Origin of the sequence: Fibrobacter sp. (assembly GCA_024398965.1) — a bacterium.
Lineage (GTDB): Bacteria > Fibrobacterota > Fibrobacteria > Fibrobacterales > Fibrobacteraceae > Fibrobacter.
Genome location: JAKSIF010000001.1, coordinates 95,780 through 114,489 on the forward strand (window position 1 = coordinate 95,780; position 18,710 = coordinate 114,489).

The window sequence follows — 18,710 nt, forward strand, 5'->3', positions numbered from 1 at the left end:
TTAGAGCTTTTACTCTATATTACAAATTTTCTTCCAATGTGGGTCCCAGTTTGGTCCAATAGGGGGTCTTAAATCCCTTAGGATGTTCGTATACCCTGGACCATTCCGCAGCAGCATTGCCAAATTTCGAGAAACCACCCTGTTTCAAGTTCAAGAAACGGATCAGGTCGATCATCCAATAGGGAACCTGCAGGCAGGGGCACTTCAGTTCAAGCACAGCATCGCAACCCGGCAGGAAAAATCTCGGCAGGCCGGTGGAATGCATGTAGTGGGGGTCCACCGTGTAGTCAAAGCCATTTTCTTCACGGAATCGCATGCCCGTATCAATGGTAACGCGAGAATACTCCTCACGAAGGCCAAACCAGGCACGACGCTTGTACTGTGTCAAAAGACGAGGATGAGCATTATGCAATTCAGTCTTGTACAGGAAATCCTTGAGATACTTGCGGTCCTTGTCAGACTTGCAGGGCCATTCCTCCGGCTTCATATGCCACACATCGCCAGGGCAAATTCCCTTGATGGTTGCACGGCTCTTGTAGCAGATGTTCTTGATCTTGCGCTTCACCTCAAAATGGAAAGTTCCATCCTGTGCAGGGTGTTCCCCGTAGGTGCGGATGCGCATGTTGAAGCGGTCCAGCAGCTGCTTCTTTTTCCAGCCGAGGAAAGTCCAGCTAGGAGAATCCAGATACAGGTTGGTAATCCAGTAGAAACCACCCGGGGTAATCTTGGAGTAATAGTCTTCTTCGCAATAGGGCGCAATGAAGGCGCCGATCTTGTCGGCCCATTCCACAGGGATGTGGTACTTTAGCTCGAAACGTTCGAGAAGACTGAAACCGCGGGCTTCTGCCATGCTACTTCAAGCCCTTCTGCAGATGGTTCTGTACACCTTCCTGGCCAAGAACACCGGCGTATTCCAGCAAGGTCAGGTAACCGCTATAAATTTCATTTTCCAGCTTGATAGCCTTCATGTCGCTTTCCAGAGCGCTTTCACGAGCACGCAGAAGCAGCAAGGGATCGGAGCCAGCATCCTTGGCGAACTGCTCAAAAATGGAACCGGCGTTAACCTTTTCTACAAATTCCTTCTGAACCTTCCACTGGGCGATAAGCGCATTGATATCTTCCACCAAGCGGGCAACCTTCTGGTTCACATCGCGAACCTTTTCCATGTATTCGCCTTCGGCGTCCAACTCCGCAACCTGATCTCTAAGATCAGAGTCCTTATTGCTGTCGAAGAAAGGCAGACGGAAAGCCACGTTTGCAAAGAACTTGTCAGAGGTCTTTCGATTATCAGTTTCGGGAACAAGAATTCTTGCTGTTGAGGTACAACCCAATTGAGAGGTACAACCGGTTTCCTTTTCGAAATCCGATCTATAGTCACTATAGGAACCGGTGCCATAAACGTCGTATGCATCCAGGTCCTTATACTTTTCCATCAAAGATTCCACCTTCAAGGAATAGCCAATACCAACGTGGGAGATGTAGTCTCGATCCTTGGAAGCGTCCTGCTTAGCCTTGGACTTTTCAGACTTCATCTTGCCCGCAGCCATAGCAATTGCCGGGAAAGACTCATCTACAGTCAAGCCATTTGACAGCTGTGCTTCAATTTCTTCCATGGAGGGAAGCCACGTAGTGTCAAGATCCACCTCGTTAAAGTCCGGAACCCAGATCCTCATCTTGTTCTCAGCATTCAACAAGGAGGTGCTGTCATTCATGATGTCGGCCCTGAGGGAAGATTCCTTTTCCAGGGAGGTCATGAGATCCTGGGGATTAAAAGTCGGAGAACCGGCCTTCATGTGGAGAACTTCAATACGGTCAGAATTGACCTGGTAGAGTTCCTTGTTCATGGAAGCAATACGACGACGGTTCAAATAATGAATCGCACGTTCATAACGGTCATAGAGGAGGACGGCACGGTCTGCAACCAAGTGAGCCTTCTGGTAGGCAACCTGGGCATCCCAGTGTTCCTTGTCGGCAGCGCCTTCACCAAAGGACTTGGGAGTGACACGCAGTTCAAAATCGTGGCTTGCAAAGCTGAAACCATCCAGCTTGTAGCGGAACTCCAGCTTGTCCCAGAGTTTGGTATTCCTTTCGGTAGAAGTCATCTCGGCGCGCTTTTGTGCGGCCTGGTAACGGGGGTCGTCATCAACAGACTTCAGCAGAGACTCCCAAGTAAGGGGAGCGGCAAAGGCGGAAGCAGACAAGGCGAGAGAAATCAACCCAAACTTATTCATCATTCAAAATACCAAACTAAAATGTTCTGTTTTCAAAGACGTGCATTACTCAGAAATGGAAACCATTTCACCCAGGAGGAAGGGATTGTCTTCGGAGATCTGGATAATGACTTCGCGACCGTGAATCGGCATTTCGGGCATCTTCCACATACGGGTGGGGAATTCCACGATGCGGCTGGAAAGACCAATGACCTTGCCCTTAACAGCCTTGCCATTTCCACCAAGGGAATGAACCTTGACTGTTTCGCCCAGGTCCATGTGCTGGTACATGCGTTCGTGAATGTAGCCACGGATCAGGGTCGGAGACCTGTGAGTAAGGGTTACGACAGGAGCAAAGCTGGAAAGCTTTTCACCATCGCGAGCATTGACGGAACCAACAACCCAACTTTCCTTAGCAATCTGGATCAATTCTTCCTGCTGCTTCTGGAGTTCGGCAAGTTCCTTCTTCAAGTTTTCTGCTTCGGTCTTGCCGGTAGTCTTCTGCAGGCGGCCGCTGCTTCTCAAAAGCTTGATCTGCTCATTTGCGTTGGACTGGAGAACGGCCAATTCGTTCTTGAGGCTCTTGATGCGCATTGCCATAGCATCGTTACCGTCGGATTCCGCATTGGAATTCTTGAGGCTCTTCAGCTTGGCTGCGATTTCCTTATTCTTCTGGTATTCCGTTTCGAGGTTACGGATTTCAGACTTGAGGGTAAGGCTTCTTGTGGCGAGGTCGGCCTTGACTTCGGCAACCTTCTGGTCGATTTCAGCGGTAGACAGGTTGCTGCGACCTTCAAGGGCATCCAGTTCACGAGTGAGTTCCGTAATGCGCATGGTCAGGTCGGGGCGGTTCAGTTCCACGATGGTATCGCCAGCTTCGATAGACTGGCCAGGCATCACATGGACCTTGACCACTTCGGTGGGGCTGGGCAAGCTGATAGTCGTTTCAGCAGCTTCGGCCACACCTTGGAACATGGACACCTTACCTTGATAGACAATACCAAGAATGATTATGACAACAATGCCAAGCACCCAGGCAAGAGAAAGCTTATGCTTATAGACGTGAGCAACACCCGGGTTTGTCTTGTGCTTGTTCCAGAATGCGTCAAGAGCTTCTTCAATCTTATTCATCTTAAACTCCCTTACATCTCGGTGGTTGCGTCTTGCATCATGAACTGAACGTCGGAGATGCCTTCAATCTTGGAAAGTTCTTCCAGGATTTCTGCAGCAGGCTTGCTTGCACGAAGACGGACCTGGTAGGCCACATCAACGCGGGCACCGCCATCCACTTCGCGCATGGTAATCAAGATATAAGTCTTAAGGCTCTTTCTCAGGACATCTTCAATAGCCTGTCGGGGAGCAGATTCATTGGGAAGAGCAAAACGAAGCATGCCGTCAAAGAAGTGCTTGGTGCCAAGGCCCGTACGAGAAAGAAGGAATGCAACGATACAGAAGGCGATGGTACCGCCGGCAGCAGCACCCCATGCATAAACACCGCAACCGATACCTGCGCCCAGGGAGGCGAAGATGAACATGATGTCGCGGGGATCCTTGAAGCTGGTACGGAAACGAACCACGGAAAGTGCGCCCATCATACCGAGGCCACGGCCCACGTTATCACCGATGGCAGACATCACCATGGCGGCAACCACAGAACTCAGCACGATACCCTGGACAAAGTTACGGGAATAGGAAAGTCCGAGGAAGGTCTTCTCGTAGGTCCATGCAATCACAGAGGAAAGGATAAAGGCGAGAATTAAGGTATAAGCCAGCGTAATCAGGGAAGCATTGGCTGTACCAGATTGGACCGCGAGTAGGTCGAGCATAGTGACTCCATTTGGTTTACAAATACAACTTTACACCTACAATTTACTTTAATAACAAACCTAGTTAGGTTGCATTATTGTAAAAATAAGGTGCATATGAAACCAATCACATCACAACCACGGGTAATATAAAATATTTTTAACCAATCTACCCGCAAATTTTTGTTAACTAAACCGACCTGCCACCTGTTTACGGCGGCGTCCCCTCTCGGAAATCAAGGCTTCAAGCAGGAACAACAAGGCGGCAAGGCCAAGGAAAATCTGGTAACGATCCTGGTAATTTTCCATACGATCGCTCGCCTGTTCCTTCTTTTCCAATGTTGCAATTTCAGTCAAGACCTTCTGCAACTGGAACTCGCCAGGGCTTGCGTAAAAATACAGACCGCCGGTCACGCTGGCAATTTCTTGAAGGGTTCCGTCTTCAAGGCGGGTCGTGACGATATTCCCTTGCACGTCCTTCTTGTAGGCGACTTCACCATTACGGCCCGGCACAGGAATAGGCACGCCTTCGCGAGAGCCAATACCGATGGTATAAATACGGATTCCCATTTCGGCCGCTTCCTTGGCGGCGTTCACTGCGGCAGCCTCAAGTTCTTCGCCATCGCTCATGAGGATCATGACCGCATACTGGGCGGAGTTCCCGCGATACATGGACATTCCCTTACGGATGGCATTTTCAAGGTTGGTGCCCGGCATGAGCCAGCCCGGAGTAAGTTCCTTCAGCATCATCTGGACAGTGCCGTAATCAAGAGTCAGCGGCACCATGACCTGAGCTTCGCCGGAGAAAGCGACCAGCCCTACGCGGTCACCGGAAAGAGATTCCAGGAAGGCGGAAATTTCGTGACGGCTGCGGGTAAGACGGTTCGGCTTAACATCCTCGGCCAACATGGAAAGGGATATGTCCTGAAGAAGAACGAGGTCCAGCCCCTTACGCTCGATATGTTCCATCTTGCGGCCCCACTGAGGGCGGGCAAGGGCAACAAACAAGAAGGCGATGGCCAAAAGCAGTATCAACACCTTAGCCAGTCGACGCCAAGGAGACACCGAGGTTGAAAGCTTTGGCAGCATGGTCAAGGAGACAAAGCGTGCGGCCAGCTTCTTACGGCGATGAAACGCGTAGACAAAAAGCAGGGCGAAAAGCGGAAGCGTCAGCAGGCCCCACAGAAAACTCGGTTCAGCAAAGCGCATTACGGAATCCTCACAAAGCGGGTGTTAGCCAGCAACAGTTCAAGCAAAATCAGCAGAGCACCTGCCAGCAGCCAAGGGTAGAACTTTTCTGCATAGCGGGCGTAGGCAATGGTTTCGATTTCGGTCTTTTCCAGTTCATCAATCTCGGAATAGATTCGTTCCAGTTCTTCCTTGTTTTCGGCACGATAGAATCGACCGCCAGTCTTAAGGGCAACGCCCTTCAACACATTTTCGTCAATTCCTTCTTCCGGAGTGATTTCACGTTCACCCCAGCTGATTTCGCCAGTCCAGGGATTCTGTTGGAAGGATAGAATCTTGCCTTTCTTCTTACCCACACCGATGGTGTAGACCTTGACACCAAGGGACTGAGCCACTTCGGCCGCACGCATAGGCGGAACAAGGCTTGCGTTGTCGCGGCCATCCGTCAGCAGCACAACCACCTTGGACTTGGCTTCGGACTTTTGCAAACGTGCAAGGGCATTCATCAAACCATCACCAATGGCGGTACGGCCAGCAATAACGGAATCCTTAGCCAGGTCATCGCTGGCCGCAAGGATTTCAAGCAGGGAGCCATAATCCAAGGTCAGGGGGCACTGGGTCATCGCCCTGGAACCAAAGGCGGAAAGACCAATACGGTCGCTATGGCGCTTCTGGATGAACTCGGCAATGACTTCCTGGGCGTAACCCATTCGGCTGTATTTCCAGTAGTCACCAGATTTCAGAATGCGTTCTGCATTCATCACACCGAGTTTTGCCTGTTCGGCGCGTGTAAGCATATCCAAGGTACCCATGGAACCAGAAACGTCCAAGGTCAGCATGATATCCACCCCATCGGTAGAGGTGTATTCCACTTCCATGGCATTCTGGGGGCGGGCTAGGGCGAAAACGAAACAGCAAAGGGCAGCCAGTCGCAGGGCCGGCACAATATGGCGAAAACGGACTCGGTTACTGGGGGCAGCCTTCTTGGCAATGGAAAGAGCAGGAAACTTAATGGTACTTTTACGACGGCGATTACGGTAAATGTAGGAGGCAATCAGAACCGGAACCAAAACCAAAAGCCAAAAGGCCTCCGGATTCTGAAAGTGTATCGATCCAATATCCATAAAATCTCCAAAATAGCACAAAAATCTATCAGTACCCAAAGAATATACAAAAAAGCCAATCCGTCAACCACAACCCCGTTCAAGGGAATTCGGCCCAGTTTATTATTTTATGGCACATAACTGTAAAATACGGACACGGAATATCGAGGATTTTCAATGAATTCTTGCAAAGACTGGTGGAAAAGAACTATCGCCTATGAAATCTACCCCAGCAGTTTTCAAGACAGCAACGGAGATGGTTTCGGAGACATCAAGGGCATCATCCGTCGATTGGACCACCTACAGTCCCTAAGTGTTGGAGCCCTGTGGCTTACTCCGGTATACGCCTCCCCCATGGTCGACAACGGCTATGACGTTTCCGACTTTTACAAGATCAATCCCCTTTACGGCACCATGGACGACATGGACAACCTTATTGCCGAAGCTGCCAAGCGAAATATTAGAATCGTAATGGACCTGGTATTCAACCACACTTCGGATCAATGCCAATGGTTCCTGGAATCCAGAAAGAGCCAAAACAATCCTAAGAGCGACTGGTATATATGGCGTGACGCCATCGAAGGCGCAAGTGGACGAGAAGTCCCTAACAACTGGCGAGGAATCTTTGGCAGTTCCGTATGGGAATGGTGCAAAGAACGTGAGCAATACTACATGCACACCTTCGCCACACAGCAGCCGGATTTGAACTGGGAAAACCCGGAAGTCCGTAAGGCTCTTTACGACATTGCAAATTTCTGGATAAATAAAGGAGTTGGCGGTTTTAGGATCGACGCCATTCCCTACATCAAGAAACCGGCGGACTTCAAGAGCGGAAAGCCCGACGCAAGCGACGGGATGGTGAGCGTCCATACCATGACAGTCAACACCTCGGGAATACTTGATTTCCTGCAGGAGTTCAAGGTCAATGTCACCGAGGGAAAGGACGTCTTTACCGTAGCCGAAGCAAACGGCGTTGGGCCAGAAGATCTCAAGTTCTGGGTCGGAGAAAAAGGCGTTTTCGACATGTTATTTGAATTCGGTCACCTTCATGATGTTGAACTCTGGTGCAAGCCCTCCCCTTATGGCATCAGCGATTTCAAGCGCGCCCTCATCGCAAGCCAGCGAGCTATAGCAAACAACGGATGGTATCCAGCATTCTTCGAGAATCACGACAAGCCCCGTTGCGTCCATAACTTTTTCAGCCCCGCAGTAGCAGAAAATCCAGAAACAAACAAGCTGGCAGCCAAGGCAATGGCAGCACTTCTCTTTACCCTGAGAGGAACGCCCTTCATCTATCAAGGCCAGGAAATCGGCATGACCAACGTCAAGTGGAATTCCATAGACAAATACGACGAAGTCAATTCCAAGGCCCAGTACAAATTCGCCATTGCCGAAGGACACACTCCCGAGGAAGCTATGGGTTTCGTCAACCGTTTCAGTCGCGACAATTCCCGCACGCCAATGCAGTGGGATTCCAGCAATAATGCCGGGTTTACCGCAGGCAAGCCATGGATTCACCTCAACGAAAACTACACACAGATAAACGTAGCGGCAGAAGAAAACGCCCCAGACTCCACCTTAAACTGGTTCCGCAATCTGATCAAGTTCCGCAGCAACAGTACCGACCTGCTTGAAGGAGCCTTCGAAGCTATTCTAGAAGGCCATAAACAGCTCATGGCCTATCGTAGAGGCCACAACATTACAGTCGTTATAAACCTGTCAGAAGAACCGGTTGTTTTAAGCGACAAAGAGCTTGCCGAACTAGGCGAAAAAAATATTTTAGTTTCCAATTATGACGGCTTTTCAAATTCGGAAAACCGTCAAAAGATGTGTAAAAGTCAGATAAGACCACTGGAAGCTTTAATCCTAAATTAGCGATTCCATTGCAATTTCGCTAATTTCACCAAAGACTTCTTACAAAAATACTTTTTACACACCTTTACACGTCTTTGCTTTTTGAAACACCCAAAAACTTGTGTTTAGACCAAGATTTCTTTAAATTATGCCTGAGGTGATTTTTGGGTAAACAAAAAAGGACGTTAACATGAAAAAAATGTACTTAAAGGCTATTGCATTGGGCTCCCTTGCAGCCTTGGCAGCATGCAGCGACAGTAGCAGCGCCCCCTCCGTTCCAAGCGTTAGCGAGAACGAATTCCCAGAACAGGTTATTTGCACCGACGGAAGCATTGTAAGCGACATTGCGGAATGCGCAATCGTCAGCAACGGCGTTGTACAGGAAGAGACACAGATTATGTATTCATGCGTAGACGGCACACTGGTTCCAAGCGAATCTCTTTGCCAAAACGGCGTCGCAGACTCAACCGTAACAACAACCTATATTTGCGAAAACGGTCAAAAGGTTTTGGATTCTAGCGAATGTCCGACGACAATCACCTGCACAGACGGGACCGTGGTGAATGACGCCAGCGAATGCGTACAGGAAATCATCAAGCCTGCTAGCAGCAGCTCTCAAGTCCCGGAATCTTCTACAGGAAGCGTTGACCAGGAAAACCCCGCCACTCAAGAAACGCCGATCGATCCTGAAAATCCAATCATTTCCGACAATCCCGAAACTGCGGTTTCCAGCAGTTCCATTGGGGAATCCTCCAGCAGTTATGAATCGGCATCCAACGGGAACACGCCCGCCATCGCCTACACCGCTGCAGGCGCCAGCGTTCAAAACGACAACGGATGCGTCACCATTAACGGAGGCGAGGTTGTCATTTCCTGCGCCGGCGATTACGATTTCAGCGGAAGTTACTCCGGCGCAGACGCACAGATTCGAGTCTACTCCCCCAAGGCTGATTCCGGCGTCTACCTGAATCTCCGCGGCCTAACGCTGGAGAATACGGCAGACGCTCCCATCTACGTTCAGATGGCAAGCAAGACCTTCGTTGTAGCCAAGAAGGAAACCGTCAACACCTTAAGCGATGGCAAGACCCGTACAAAGTCTTTTACCTACAACAACAGCAATGGCGTTCAGAAGACAGACACCACCGCAGCAGCCATCTATTCCAAGGACGACCTGACAATCAAGGGCGAAGGTTCCCTCACCGTTAACGGAAACTTCAACAACGGCATTCAAAGCAGCAACGACCTGCGTTTCCGTGGCGAAACCATTTTGAATGTTAGCGCGGTCAACAACGGCATCAAGGGCAAGGGAACCGTCGATATTGAAAAAGGCATTATCACCATCGCAGCAACAAACGGCGATGGCATCAAGAGTGACGAATGCACTATCAATGGTAGCGATACCACCATTACCGAAGGCAAGGGCATCGTAAACATCAAGGGTGGTACCATCAAGATTACCAAAGCTGGTGACGACGGCATTCAAGCTTTCAACTACGTGATGATTTCCGACAGTGTCAGCATTCCTTCCATCACCATCAATTCCACCGGAAAGGGCCTGGTTTCTGAAAACCGGGTCTACGTGAACGGCGGCGAAATCAATGTAACCTCCGGCGATGACGGCGTCCACAGCAATCTAAACGTCTACTTCAACGGCGGAAAGACAACCATCAGCGCCAAGGGTAACGACGGCGTTCATGCAGATTCCACCCTGTACATCAATGACGGAACTATCCATGTGAAGGAATCCTACGAAGGGCTTGAAGCATGGTACATCAAGGCAAACGGCGGCATCACCGATGTCTATGCAACCGACGACGGTTGGAATGCAGCTGGCGGCAATGACGCATCCGGCAACAACACCCAGACTGGCGGCAACAACTGGGGCGGCCGTCCCGGCGGATTCGGCGGCGGTTTCGGAGGCATGGGAAGTTCCAGCGGCTTCCTCACTGTAACCGGTGGCGTTCATTATGTCAAGACTGGTTCCGGCGACACCGACGGCATGGACAGCAACGGCGAACTCACCATCAGCGGAGGCGTTGTGGTGGTGGAATGCCAGATTAGCGGCGGTATGGGCGGATCCTTTGATTCCGACGGAACCGCAACCATCACTAGCAAGACCCTCCTAGGCTTTAGCGGCCGTCAGAAATCCGAGGCAGGAACTAACTACACCTTGAGCTTTAACACCAACAGCTACTACGGCAATTCCAACATTGCCTTCAAGCCCACGTTCTCGGGCAGCTACGCCCAGGGCACAAGCCAGGTGTCTACCGTAAGTAACGTCAACAGCTATGCAAAGAGCGTTACCCTGCCCAGTGGCAACACTATCTACTACAACTAAGTTTCCAAATCCACACAACCAAAAAATGGTCGCGAGCAATCGCGGCCATTTTTTAATTCAAAAAGAATTACGACCTAAAGAATTGTAGAATTCGATCCTTATAATCCTTGGCCTCGTCAAATACGGCGTGGCCATAACCCTCGTAGGTATAGAATTCACAAGGGGTTCTTGCAGCCTTCAGTTTTTCAGCAATCTTTACGCTGGCTTCGTAACCCACTACATAATCAGCACCTGCTCCTAGAACAAGCGTCGGGCACTTTATCTGGTCCAACTTATCGTAGGTATCAATTCCTGCACAGGCTTCTGCAGTAATGGCAAAACGCAAAACCTCTTCCGACGTCAAGTTCTTATACATCATCAAGAGAGCTCGACGATACCGCTGAACAAAAGCCTCCGAAAACGCGTTGTCGATAAAATCTGCAACAAGTTCATCGGCCTTGCCATCACGGGCAAGGCAAGCCCAGTTCCCGATAACCTCCAGCTGAAGGGGTTCCGCCTTGGAGGAACTGGATGCAAGGACCAGATGGTCAATCAATTCCGGATGTTCTATGGCAATATGCTGTGCAATCATGCCACCCTGGGATGTACCCAGCATATCTACATGCTCAAGGCCAAGAGCCTTCATAGCCGCAGCAGTATCCCTAGCCATGTCTGCAACAGAATACGGGTCAGGGATATTCTTGCGACGGTCAAAAAGATAAACCGTATAATTTTCCTTAAAAGCCCTGTAAGCCGTTTCTACAGAAGAAGCCGAGGCCATAGTGCTTCGAAGACTTAATCCAGGAATAATCACAAAAATCTTGGAGCCATTGCCAAAACGAGCGTACTCCATTTCCTGCAATTCGCCATTGGAACAGGAATCCCCGAAAAAAACGGACTGTACTAAAGAATCCGACATAAAGCCCTCTAAAGAACAACAACCTTGTTCTTGCCTGTACGCTTAGCTTGGTACAAGGCATCATCAACTCGAACGCAGATAGAATCGCTAGAGTCTCCCTTGTGCAGTTCAGTGGCGCCAAGGCTGATTGTCTTCTTTCCAACGGCAGGGAAATCGACCTGAGCAAAGCCAGTACGTACAGCTTCGGCAAACTCTACGGCTTCCTTGATTCCCATGTCAGGAAGCATTATCATAAACTCTTCACCGCCCCAGCGGCCGGCATCTGCGTCGGGAGCCGTCTCAAAGGTGGCCATCTGGATCTGCTTAGACAGACCCATAATCACGTTGTCGCCTTCCTTATGGCCAAAGGTATCGTTAACCGACTTGAAGTTGTCGATATCGATCATCACAAGAGACATTTTCTCGTTGGGATATTCTGCAAATCTTTCTGCAATACGCCTCTGGATTTCACCACGATTGTACAACCCGGTCAAGGCATCCGTTATGGAATTCTTGGTCATCTTGTTGTACATTTCCATCAATTCCGCAGACGAAACGTTGGTAAAGTTTGCAAGGCGGCTAATCACAGACACTCGGCCAGCCCGGTAGCCATCGTTCACAACCGCAGTCTTGATCCTGGCCGGATCCACTTCTCCTTCACGCATTGCCGCAACGACTATCGTCGCATTATGGAAATACAGAGCTCCTCTTGAGCGAAGAAATTCTCCCGTCGCCACAAAACCGAATGTAGGAGCCAAGGTATTGAAAGGAAGCGTTTCCTTGCTTACCTCCTGCTCACCCCAGAAAGTCTTTCGGGCAAGGCTGGAGCTCATTAGAATTACATCCGGGCAGAACTTGGACAAGCGAATCGAGCCTGCCTTTACACTTTCCATAATGGACTGGGGATCACCGTAGGCAATTCTCGTCGACGAACCGTTTTCCACATTGGAAGACAAAAGAAGTGCACCTTCCTCGGAACAAGCCAGCGGAGACCGGAGCAGATTTTCTCCGTTGTCATGGCAGAACAACGGGAATTCCAGGGTGTTGTTGTAAAAATAATAGTCGTTCTGGATATTCAGGTACTTGGAGTACGCTTCGAAAGCGGGGCGGCCATCCAGTTCCCACAAAACATTATCCATGGCTTTCGTCACCGTAAACGTTTTGCCCAGAGGTTTCCAACCAGAAATCTTTGTCGTTTCCACATGCAGATCATCACCGCCAAAAAGGACAAACACGACAGACTCATCCGAGTAACCGCACAGGTTGGAAAAGACAAAAGCCGGAGTCTCTTCGCCAGCTTGTCCAGCCACGCCACCAAAAACCTGGACATCCTTCCTAAGGGTTTCAAATCCAGCGCAGAAATTGGTAAAACAGGTAATCTTTGATGCCAAAAGTACACCCACAGCGCTAACCCAGGGGCGCTTTTCAACCTCACGAACCAGGTCCTCTGCAACAGGCTTTGCAGACTCCTCGTTCATCACATACTGGAGTACCTCAAGATGAGTGGATTCCTGTTCAAATACGGTGCAGGCAATAGTTATGGCCCCGCCCGAAAAAGATCCGTTTACAATACCGCCGTTACAGGACCCTCCAACGCAAATCGCATCGGGGAAACATTTAACAACAGCATTGCAAATGGAGTTCAGTAGTTCAAAGTCATTCTGTTCCGAGAAAATCTGGAACAACAACTTCAAAGGTCGGTTCCCTCGGAACTGATCAATATTTCGAAGTCTTGACCCCAACTGCTTGGGATTTTCATATGTGAACTGAACTTGTTTCACTAAACCTGACTGAACTCCTTTTTTTAAAAATAACAAAAAGATTCTCTTTGCCACGTCCACACACACCAAAGCATCCGAGGAATGGCTTTTTCACGGCTTTTTTGTTCTATTTTATGGACAAGGACTTGATTAAAATGAAAGTTTTCTACCACCTACCAGGACTATTCGAATTCTACGATTTGTACAAGGCGTTTCTGCCGCTATTCCGTGAACATCGGGAGTGGTTTTACGACTGGTGCGAAATTGGATCCATTTACGGCGCACCTGCCGACTGTATCTGGGGCGGAGGCCGCGTTGGCTTTGGCGACGAGCCTGCGGAGCGGGTGGCAAAACTTTTAAAGGAATATGGAATTTCTGCAAGGCTGACTTTTAGCAATTCCCTGTTAAGGGAAGAACATCTTTCGGATGCACGGTGCAATGAACTTTGCAAAATGTTTGAAGGTGGCGCGATTTGCGACGGCGCGCAAAACGGAATCATCGTTCATTCCGACTTGCTGCTAAATTATTTAAAGTCAAAATATCCAGGGTTCTATTTCGTCTCGTCCACAACGAAAGTTCTGACCGAGTTCGCGCAACTTGTGGCAGAATTGGACCGCGATGAATTCCGCTATGTAGTTCCGGATTTCAGACTAAACAAGGAATTAGATAGGTTCGCCTCGCTCACCGGCGCGCAAAAACAGAAAGTGGAATTTCTCTGCAATGAATGTTGCTGGTTCGGCTGCCAAGACCGCAAAATTTGTTACGAGAACGTGAGCCGCAAAAACTTGGGCGAAGATTGCAAGGATCACATCTGCAAATCGCCAGGCGCAAAGAAAGGCTACCGCTTTTCCGACGCCATGAAAAACCCAGGTTTCATCGGGATTGATGACATCCAGAACATTTACGCGCCTGCAGGTTTTTCCCAGTTCAAAATTGAAGGACGCAGCCTAGGCAGCGCCCTCATCCTGGAATTTCTACTTTACTACATGACCAAGCCGGAATACCAGCTGAACGTCCGCGAGGAAATCTATCTGGACAGCACGCTGGACTTGTTCTAGCATAGCAGCAAAAATTTCACTTCGAGTCATTATACTATACACTTTATAATACAAGTCGGTAAAAAAACAGAATTTTCGCACGGCAAAGTTCTCCACGATTATTACGTGGAAGTTTATATTTTGGTTGTGATAAAATCTGTATTTGAATACGAAGACTACCGCCTCTTCATGAGCGATTATTACCAGTGGAAGAAAAAGACTTCCGCTTTTTCCTGGCGAGAATTTGCAAAAATTTGCAGTTTTTCATCACCAAATTATCTGAAAGTTGTTTGCGATGGCAAAAGTGGACTGTCCAATCCGGGCGCAAAACGCGTTGCAACGGCTATGGGACTTGTTGGCGCTGAATATGATTACTTTCTACAGCTGGTCAGATTTGCCCAAGCCAAGAAAGATGCAGAAAAAGAAGACGCCTACGCCGAGATGATCAACATTGTAAGTTCCCACAAGGTCCGAGTACTGGAAGGCGAGTCTATTTCGTTTTATGAATCCTGGAAATATCCCGTACTCCGGGAATTAGCGCCCATGATGCCCGGTGCAAAACCTTCGGATTTGTCAAAGGCATGCGGCGGAGCATTCTCTGCAGAAGAAGTCCGCAATGCACTAGCATTTCTAACTCGCGCCAAATTTCTTAGAAGAACTGCAAGCGATGTCTATGAGTTAGAGGACCGTTCACTTCAGGCATCTGTGGCGGCCATACCTACGCAGGTTCGCGCCATGCACAAGGAAATGGCAAACTTTGCAGGTGAAGCCATCGAAAAATATTCCATAGACGAAAGAAATTTTTCTGGCGTCACCATCGGAATTGACGAAGAAGACTACGCCAAGATCGTAGAGGAACTTGACGTCTGCCGAAAGAGAATCATTTCCATAGCGACAGCTAAGAAAGGCGGCAATCGCGTTTACAGATTAAATCTGCAACTATTTCCGCTAACTGAAAAAATCCAATTAGACGAACCTGATACAGCAAGTAAGGAATGAAAAAATGAAATTCAATAAAGTTGTTTTATTCTGTTCACTGATTTTATTCTTGTTTGCATGTTCCGAATCAGACAAGGTTGCTGGCGGTTCTATTGAAGATCAGAATGCTTATACAGATAATGAGGAAAACATTCCGTCCAGTCCTGCGATAACGGATAGGGATACTCTTACCCCTACTGAAAACAAGTCATCAAGTTCAGCGGCATCCATTATTGTACCTGCAGATTACAGGATTTCTTACGTAGCTCGCATCATAAAATTTACATCGGAGTCCTCCGATAAAATTGACTATGGTTACGCATCTATTTCAACTTACGAGGCTGAGAATGGAGCTTCTGGCGGCTGTTCTTCGGACAATCAAATCTTTGAAGGCGCCACAAAGATCATGGGAGACACAATTGCCACCGTATTCCGTGGTAAAAACTTGAAAGACCATTTAGCCTCGTTTACGGAGCTGGTACAGGGCGGCTGTGTTGCTGCGGGAGGAACAATTCTTGTGGACACGCTGATTGTTGAGGGAACCGACTTCGAATACGCCTGCCTCGTGACAACGAATTTCACAGAAATCAATGGAAAATCATTGAAGTATCTTGGCGATGTCCTAAGTCAAAGTTGCTACGACATGAATGCTTCTTACGGGCATTACGAAACGCTTAGCAGTTCCAGTGAGTCTAACGGAGTTAACTCCCTTGAAGAGATTGACGCTCCCGAAACTTGTGAAAACTGCGGTACAACCAACAACCAGAAAACATCCATTGACAGCACTCGTACTCTTGAAAACTACGTTCTACAATATGTTCCGAATGCAGAACAACTTTCCTTTGACGATCGCGTAGTTGCCTACAACGGAACGGCCTCAATGGCTTGCATGGATTACGCCTACGCAAAAACAGGAATCTCTCCCACGGACATGGTGCTAAAAGCGCCTCTGTTCCAGATAAATCAAGATGACATTTCCGTCTGTTTTCCGATGACCGCCAAAATCATGAAGGAACATCCCGCAAAAAATAAGGAAAGTTGCCGGTACTATATGACCATGGTTGATGATGGAGGCCAGCCAATGGGACATGTGTTGACCAGTATCTCTGAAGAAACCCTAGAATTTACCAGTGTAATTCCTGGAGGAGAATGCGTGCGCTATAACACCATTTTCCCGGTGTATTTCCTTGTTGAAGATTGTGACGGTAGCATAGGGGCTACCGAACCGGAGAGTATTCGCAAGCCCTTATCAAGTGAAATTTGGAAATGCGAAGAAGGCTGTTACAGTCCGAGCACAAATGCCATTTCATACGGAGAATGGTTTAAGTCTTCTCTGCTGTAAAAACTAAACGACAACATTATGGTTGAAACAAAAGGAGTGCTAGCGCAACTAGCACGTTACTCACGTATGCCCACTAGAAATTTTGAATTTCGTTGCATCGTCGGCATCATCGCGTGTTTCGCATTTTTGCAATACGGGCAAATCCGTGTGGAGAGCGTGATTCTTCACCAAGGAGAAAACGACGAAAAGACATCGCTGCCGATTTCCAGAAAAATGAATCGGGGTGAAAATTTTCGCGTTAGCTTTGTCATCTCAAATCCGCTGAATCTTCGCTATGATCTGAACATCATCCCCGATGATTGCGCAGAATCGCTAACGGTCAACGGAGCGGACATTCCCCTGTCTAATTATTCTGGCAGATGCAACTACAGCAAGGGATTTGTGCTAGCAGATTCCGTTACCGCGCCCCATCGCCTTGGCCCTAGAACGACTTATGAACTTTCCCTGAAAAATGGCGGAGGTTCCGGCGGAATCAATATTTTCCCCAGGGGAATCGGCTTTACGAACGCCTTAGAAATCGTGATTGCAATCCTTGTGGGATTGACGTTTGCATCCTTATGCAAACGCCGCAAGTGGCATTCATTTTTACAGTTTTGCATCGTGTTCGGAGTGTTCCTGCGATTTGCCATGTTCAGCGCTCTGCCCTACACTCAATTTGCAAATGATGTGGAAGGTCATTTGGCGTACATTCAGTATATTGCGGATAACCTTGCGATTCCTGCGGCGGATGAATGTTGGACTTGTTACCACCCACCTATTTATTACACGGTGGCAGTTCCGTCACTTGTTGCAAGTAACTTGCTAGGATTTGCATCAAGTGCTGGCGTTCAGCTATTTAGTTTGGCGCTTTCAATTCTCGTATTGATTTGTGGTCTTGCCCTATTAAAGAATCTTGTGGATGGTAAATGCTTGACGGTTGCCGCAACCCTTTGGACGGTGTGGCCAACCTTACTTTTAGTCGCTCCAAGAATCGGGAATGACCAGATGTTTTATGCGCTGCATGTTCTTTGTCTGCTTTCGGGCTTCAATTACATTAAGCGTGGGAAGGGTTCATTTCTTTTTTTGCCGTAGTTTGCGCGGCTCTTGCAATCTGGACGAAATCAACAGGCTTTATCTCTTTGGCACTTGTAATACTGATGGCTGTTGCTGGCTATTTCAAAAATCGTTCGCCAGAAAAAATCACACCAGCCAAACCAGAAATCACAAGCTGGATTTTATTACTTCTAATCTTTGTTGGATTGACCTTCGAAAAAATAATGGGCGAAGGAGACCTAGTTTCTAACGCAAATAGTTTGCATTCTGGTTTAAAAGTAGGAAACGACGCCGGAAATTTTCTTTATTTTGATTTGAAGTCTTTCCTGACGGAACCTTATACCAGCGCATGGGCCGACGGTCTGGGACGAGAATATTTTCTCAATTACGCCTTAAAATCGTCCTTGTTTGGAGAATTCAAACTTGTTGAAACCGCATTCGGCAAAACTTTGGCGTCCTTGATTAGCGCGTCTTTCCTGGGCTTGCTCGTATTTGCGATTCGCGGATGGTGGAAAACGAAACTGGATGTTTACCATTGGATTCTTTTTATTCAAGGAGTTCTGTTCTTTGCTGCATTGGGCTACCTGCGTTACAAATATCCCTATGCCTGCAGCAACGATTTCCGCTACATCATGCCAGTGTTGTTGAGCTTTATTCCCTACGTGGCCTTGGGCGTATACCAAAAAGATTTTCCCCTCAAGTGGAAAATTCTAGGTATCACTACAGTACTTGTTTTTGTGGTATGTTCCGTGCTACTGATGGGCTGCGTGTTCGTCTCAATCTTTGGTACCGTCTAAACCTCATACTTTGTTCGCACGTCTGCTGCCGACAGCCAGCCGGATTCCTTTGCAGATTGCTCTCCCTCTTCCAGCGATTTTTGCAACTTATGCTCGGCGGCCAACACAGGAGACTCCTCAGAAACATTCTGAAGGTCCTCGTTATAATTTCGCAAATCAGATACAGGCAGAATACACAGCATACAAAACCTTCTTACCACAATATGCAAAATTTTTAAGTAAATACAAACAAATATCGAAAATATCATTCGTTTCGCAAAACGCTTTTTTATATTTAGTATGACATAGTTCGGCCTTGCGAAAGCGAGGCTGAACGACCGGTTTTATAGAGTTTTTGCTCTTATTCTCTGTCCTGAAACTACCACTTTCTAATGCACTTGAGAATAAGG

The 18,710-nt window shown here is 48.3% G+C and carries 16 protein-coding genes; 7 read left to right on the forward strand and 9 right to left on the reverse strand.

Annotated elements, in window-relative coordinates:
* Positions 1–19 precede the first annotated feature (19 nt).
* The 6 genes from MJZ26_00385 to MJZ26_00410 all read right to left on the reverse strand — a co-directional run bounded on the left by MJZ26_00385 (position 20) and on the right by MJZ26_00410 (position 6,327).
* Positions 20–850 carry a polyphosphate polymerase domain-containing protein gene (locus tag MJZ26_00385; GenBank protein MCQ2104223.1) on the reverse strand — a complete coding sequence of 277 codons (831 nt, stop codon included), beginning with the start codon at positions 848–850 and terminating at the stop codon, positions 20–22.
* Position 851: 1 nt separating this feature from the next.
* Positions 852–2,234 carry a hypothetical protein gene (locus tag MJZ26_00390; protein ID MCQ2104224.1) on the reverse strand — a complete coding sequence of 461 codons (1,383 nt, stop codon included), beginning with the start codon at positions 2,232–2,234 and terminating at the stop codon, positions 852–854.
* Positions 2,235–2,276: 42 nt separating this feature from the next.
* Positions 2,277–3,341 carry an HlyD family efflux transporter periplasmic adaptor subunit gene (locus MJZ26_00395; GenBank protein MCQ2104225.1) on the reverse strand — a complete coding sequence of 355 codons (1,065 nt, stop codon included), beginning with the start codon at positions 3,339–3,341 and terminating at the stop codon, positions 2,277–2,279.
* An 11-nt stretch (positions 3,342–3,352) separates the two neighbouring features.
* On the reverse strand, positions 3,353–4,036 hold the full coding sequence (locus tag MJZ26_00400) for a DUF4956 domain-containing protein (GenBank protein ID MCQ2104226.1): 684 nt from the start codon (positions 4,034–4,036) through the stop codon (positions 3,353–3,355).
* Positions 4,037–4,201: 165 nt separating this feature from the next.
* The gene (locus MJZ26_00405) at positions 4,202–5,224 is read right to left on the reverse strand and encodes a VWA domain-containing protein (GenBank protein ID MCQ2104227.1); all 1,023 of its coding nucleotides are present in this window, start codon (positions 5,222–5,224) and stop codon (positions 4,202–4,204) included.
* Complete coding sequence (locus tag MJZ26_00410) at positions 5,224–6,327, reverse strand: VWA domain-containing protein (protein MCQ2104228.1); 1,104 nt, start codon at positions 6,325–6,327, stop codon at positions 5,224–5,226. Before MJZ26_00410 ends, MJZ26_00405 begins: the two co-directional genes overlap by 1 nt.
* Before the next feature lie 156 nt (positions 6,328–6,483).
* On the opposite strand from MJZ26_00410, the gene MJZ26_00415 reads away from it, so the two are divergent.
* Together MJZ26_00415 and MJZ26_00420 are read left to right on the forward strand one after the other, a co-directional pair.
* Positions 6,484–8,181: an alpha-glucosidase gene (locus MJZ26_00415; GenBank protein MCQ2104229.1), complete on the forward strand. Its 1,698-nt coding sequence runs from the start codon at positions 6,484–6,486 to the stop codon at positions 8,179–8,181.
* A 169-nt stretch (positions 8,182–8,350) separates the two neighbouring features.
* Complete coding sequence (locus MJZ26_00420; GenBank protein ID MCQ2104230.1) at positions 8,351–10,498, forward strand: carbohydrate-binding domain-containing protein; 2,148 nt, start codon at positions 8,351–8,353, stop codon at positions 10,496–10,498.
* 67 nt (positions 10,499–10,565) lie between these two features.
* On the opposite strand, the gene MJZ26_00425 is transcribed toward MJZ26_00420, so the two are convergent.
* Entirely contained in the window at positions 10,566–11,396 is an 831-nt protein-coding gene (locus tag MJZ26_00425; protein ID MCQ2104231.1) for an alpha/beta hydrolase, read from the reverse strand.
* Positions 11,397–11,404: 8 nt separating this feature from the next.
* Complete coding sequence (locus MJZ26_00430) at positions 11,405–13,069, reverse strand: diguanylate cyclase (GenBank protein MCQ2104232.1); 1,665 nt, start codon at positions 13,067–13,069, stop codon at positions 11,405–11,407.
* Between the two features lie 221 nt (positions 13,070–13,290).
* On the opposite strand from MJZ26_00430, the gene MJZ26_00435 reads away from it, so the two are divergent.
* The 5 genes from MJZ26_00435 (at position 13,291) to MJZ26_00455 (ending at position 18,321) form a co-directional block, all read left to right on the forward strand.
* Positions 13,291–14,193: a hypothetical protein gene (locus tag MJZ26_00435; GenBank protein MCQ2104233.1), complete on the forward strand. Its 903-nt coding sequence runs from the start codon at positions 13,291–13,293 to the stop codon at positions 14,191–14,193.
* Positions 14,194–14,298: 105 nt separating this feature from the next.
* A complete protein-coding gene (locus tag MJZ26_00440) occupies positions 14,299–15,171 on the forward strand; it encodes a TIGR02147 family protein (GenBank protein ID MCQ2104234.1) in 873 nt (290 codons plus the stop codon).
* Between the two features lie 4 nt (positions 15,172–15,175).
* On the forward strand, positions 15,176–16,492 hold the full coding sequence (locus tag MJZ26_00445; GenBank protein ID MCQ2104235.1) for a hypothetical protein: 1,317 nt from the start codon (positions 15,176–15,178) through the stop codon (positions 16,490–16,492).
* 18 nt (positions 16,493–16,510) lie between these two features.
* Positions 16,511–17,563: a hypothetical protein gene (locus tag MJZ26_00450; protein MCQ2104236.1), complete on the forward strand. Its 1,053-nt coding sequence runs from the start codon at positions 16,511–16,513 to the stop codon at positions 17,561–17,563.
* A gap of 65 nt (positions 17,564–17,628) precedes the next feature.
* Positions 17,629–18,321 (forward strand): hypothetical protein, encoded by a 693-nt coding sequence (locus tag MJZ26_00455; protein ID MCQ2104237.1) that lies wholly within the window; start codon positions 17,629–17,631, stop codon positions 18,319–18,321.
* On the opposite strand, the gene MJZ26_00460 is transcribed toward MJZ26_00455, so the two are convergent.
* Positions 18,318–18,503, reverse strand: a complete 186-nt coding sequence (locus MJZ26_00460; GenBank protein MCQ2104238.1) for a hypothetical protein — start codon at positions 18,501–18,503, stop codon at positions 18,318–18,320. The two genes, MJZ26_00455 and MJZ26_00460, sit on opposite strands and share 4 nt — an antisense overlap.
* Between the last annotated feature and the right edge of the window lie 207 nt (positions 18,504–18,710).

Excerpts from the sequence above, each read along its gene's own strand:
- MJZ26_00385 (MCQ2104223.1), bottom strand. The coding sequence starts at position 850 with ATGGCAGAAGCCCGCGGTTTCAGTCTTCTCGAACGTTTCGAGCTAAAG.
- MJZ26_00390 (MCQ2104224.1), bottom strand. The coding sequence starts at position 2,234 with ATGATGAATAAGTTTGGGTTGATTTCTCTCGCCTTGTCTGCTTCCGCC.
- MJZ26_00395 (MCQ2104225.1), bottom strand. The coding sequence starts at position 3,341 with ATGAATAAGATTGAAGAAGCTCTTGACGCATTCTGGAACAAGCACAAG.
- MJZ26_00400 (MCQ2104226.1), bottom strand. The coding sequence starts at position 4,036 with ATGCTCGACCTACTCGCGGTCCAATCTGGTACAGCCAATGCTTCCCTG.
- MJZ26_00405 (MCQ2104227.1), bottom strand. The coding sequence starts at position 5,224 with ATGCGCTTTGCTGAACCGAGTTTTCTGTGGGGCCTGCTGACGCTTCCG.
- MJZ26_00410 (MCQ2104228.1), bottom strand. The coding sequence starts at position 6,327 with ATGGATATTGGATCGATACACTTTCAGAATCCGGAGGCCTTTTGGCTT.
- MJZ26_00415 (MCQ2104229.1), top strand. The coding sequence starts at position 6,484 with ATGAATTCTTGCAAAGACTGGTGGAAAAGAACTATCGCCTATGAAATC.
- MJZ26_00420 (MCQ2104230.1), top strand. The coding sequence starts at position 8,351 with ATGAAAAAAATGTACTTAAAGGCTATTGCATTGGGCTCCCTTGCAGCC.
- MJZ26_00425 (MCQ2104231.1), bottom strand. The coding sequence starts at position 11,396 with ATGTCGGATTCTTTAGTACAGTCCGTTTTTTTCGGGGATTCCTGTTCC.
- MJZ26_00435 (MCQ2104233.1), top strand. The coding sequence starts at position 13,291 with ATGAAAGTTTTCTACCACCTACCAGGACTATTCGAATTCTACGATTTG.
- MJZ26_00445 (MCQ2104235.1), top strand. The coding sequence starts at position 15,176 with ATGAAATTCAATAAAGTTGTTTTATTCTGTTCACTGATTTTATTCTTG.
- MJZ26_00450 (MCQ2104236.1), top strand. The coding sequence starts at position 16,511 with ATGGTTGAAACAAAAGGAGTGCTAGCGCAACTAGCACGTTACTCACGT.
- MJZ26_00455 (MCQ2104237.1), top strand. The coding sequence starts at position 17,629 with ATGGCTGTTGCTGGCTATTTCAAAAATCGTTCGCCAGAAAAAATCACA.
- MJZ26_00460 (MCQ2104238.1), bottom strand. The coding sequence starts at position 18,503 with ATGCTGTGTATTCTGCCTGTATCTGATTTGCGAAATTATAACGAGGAC.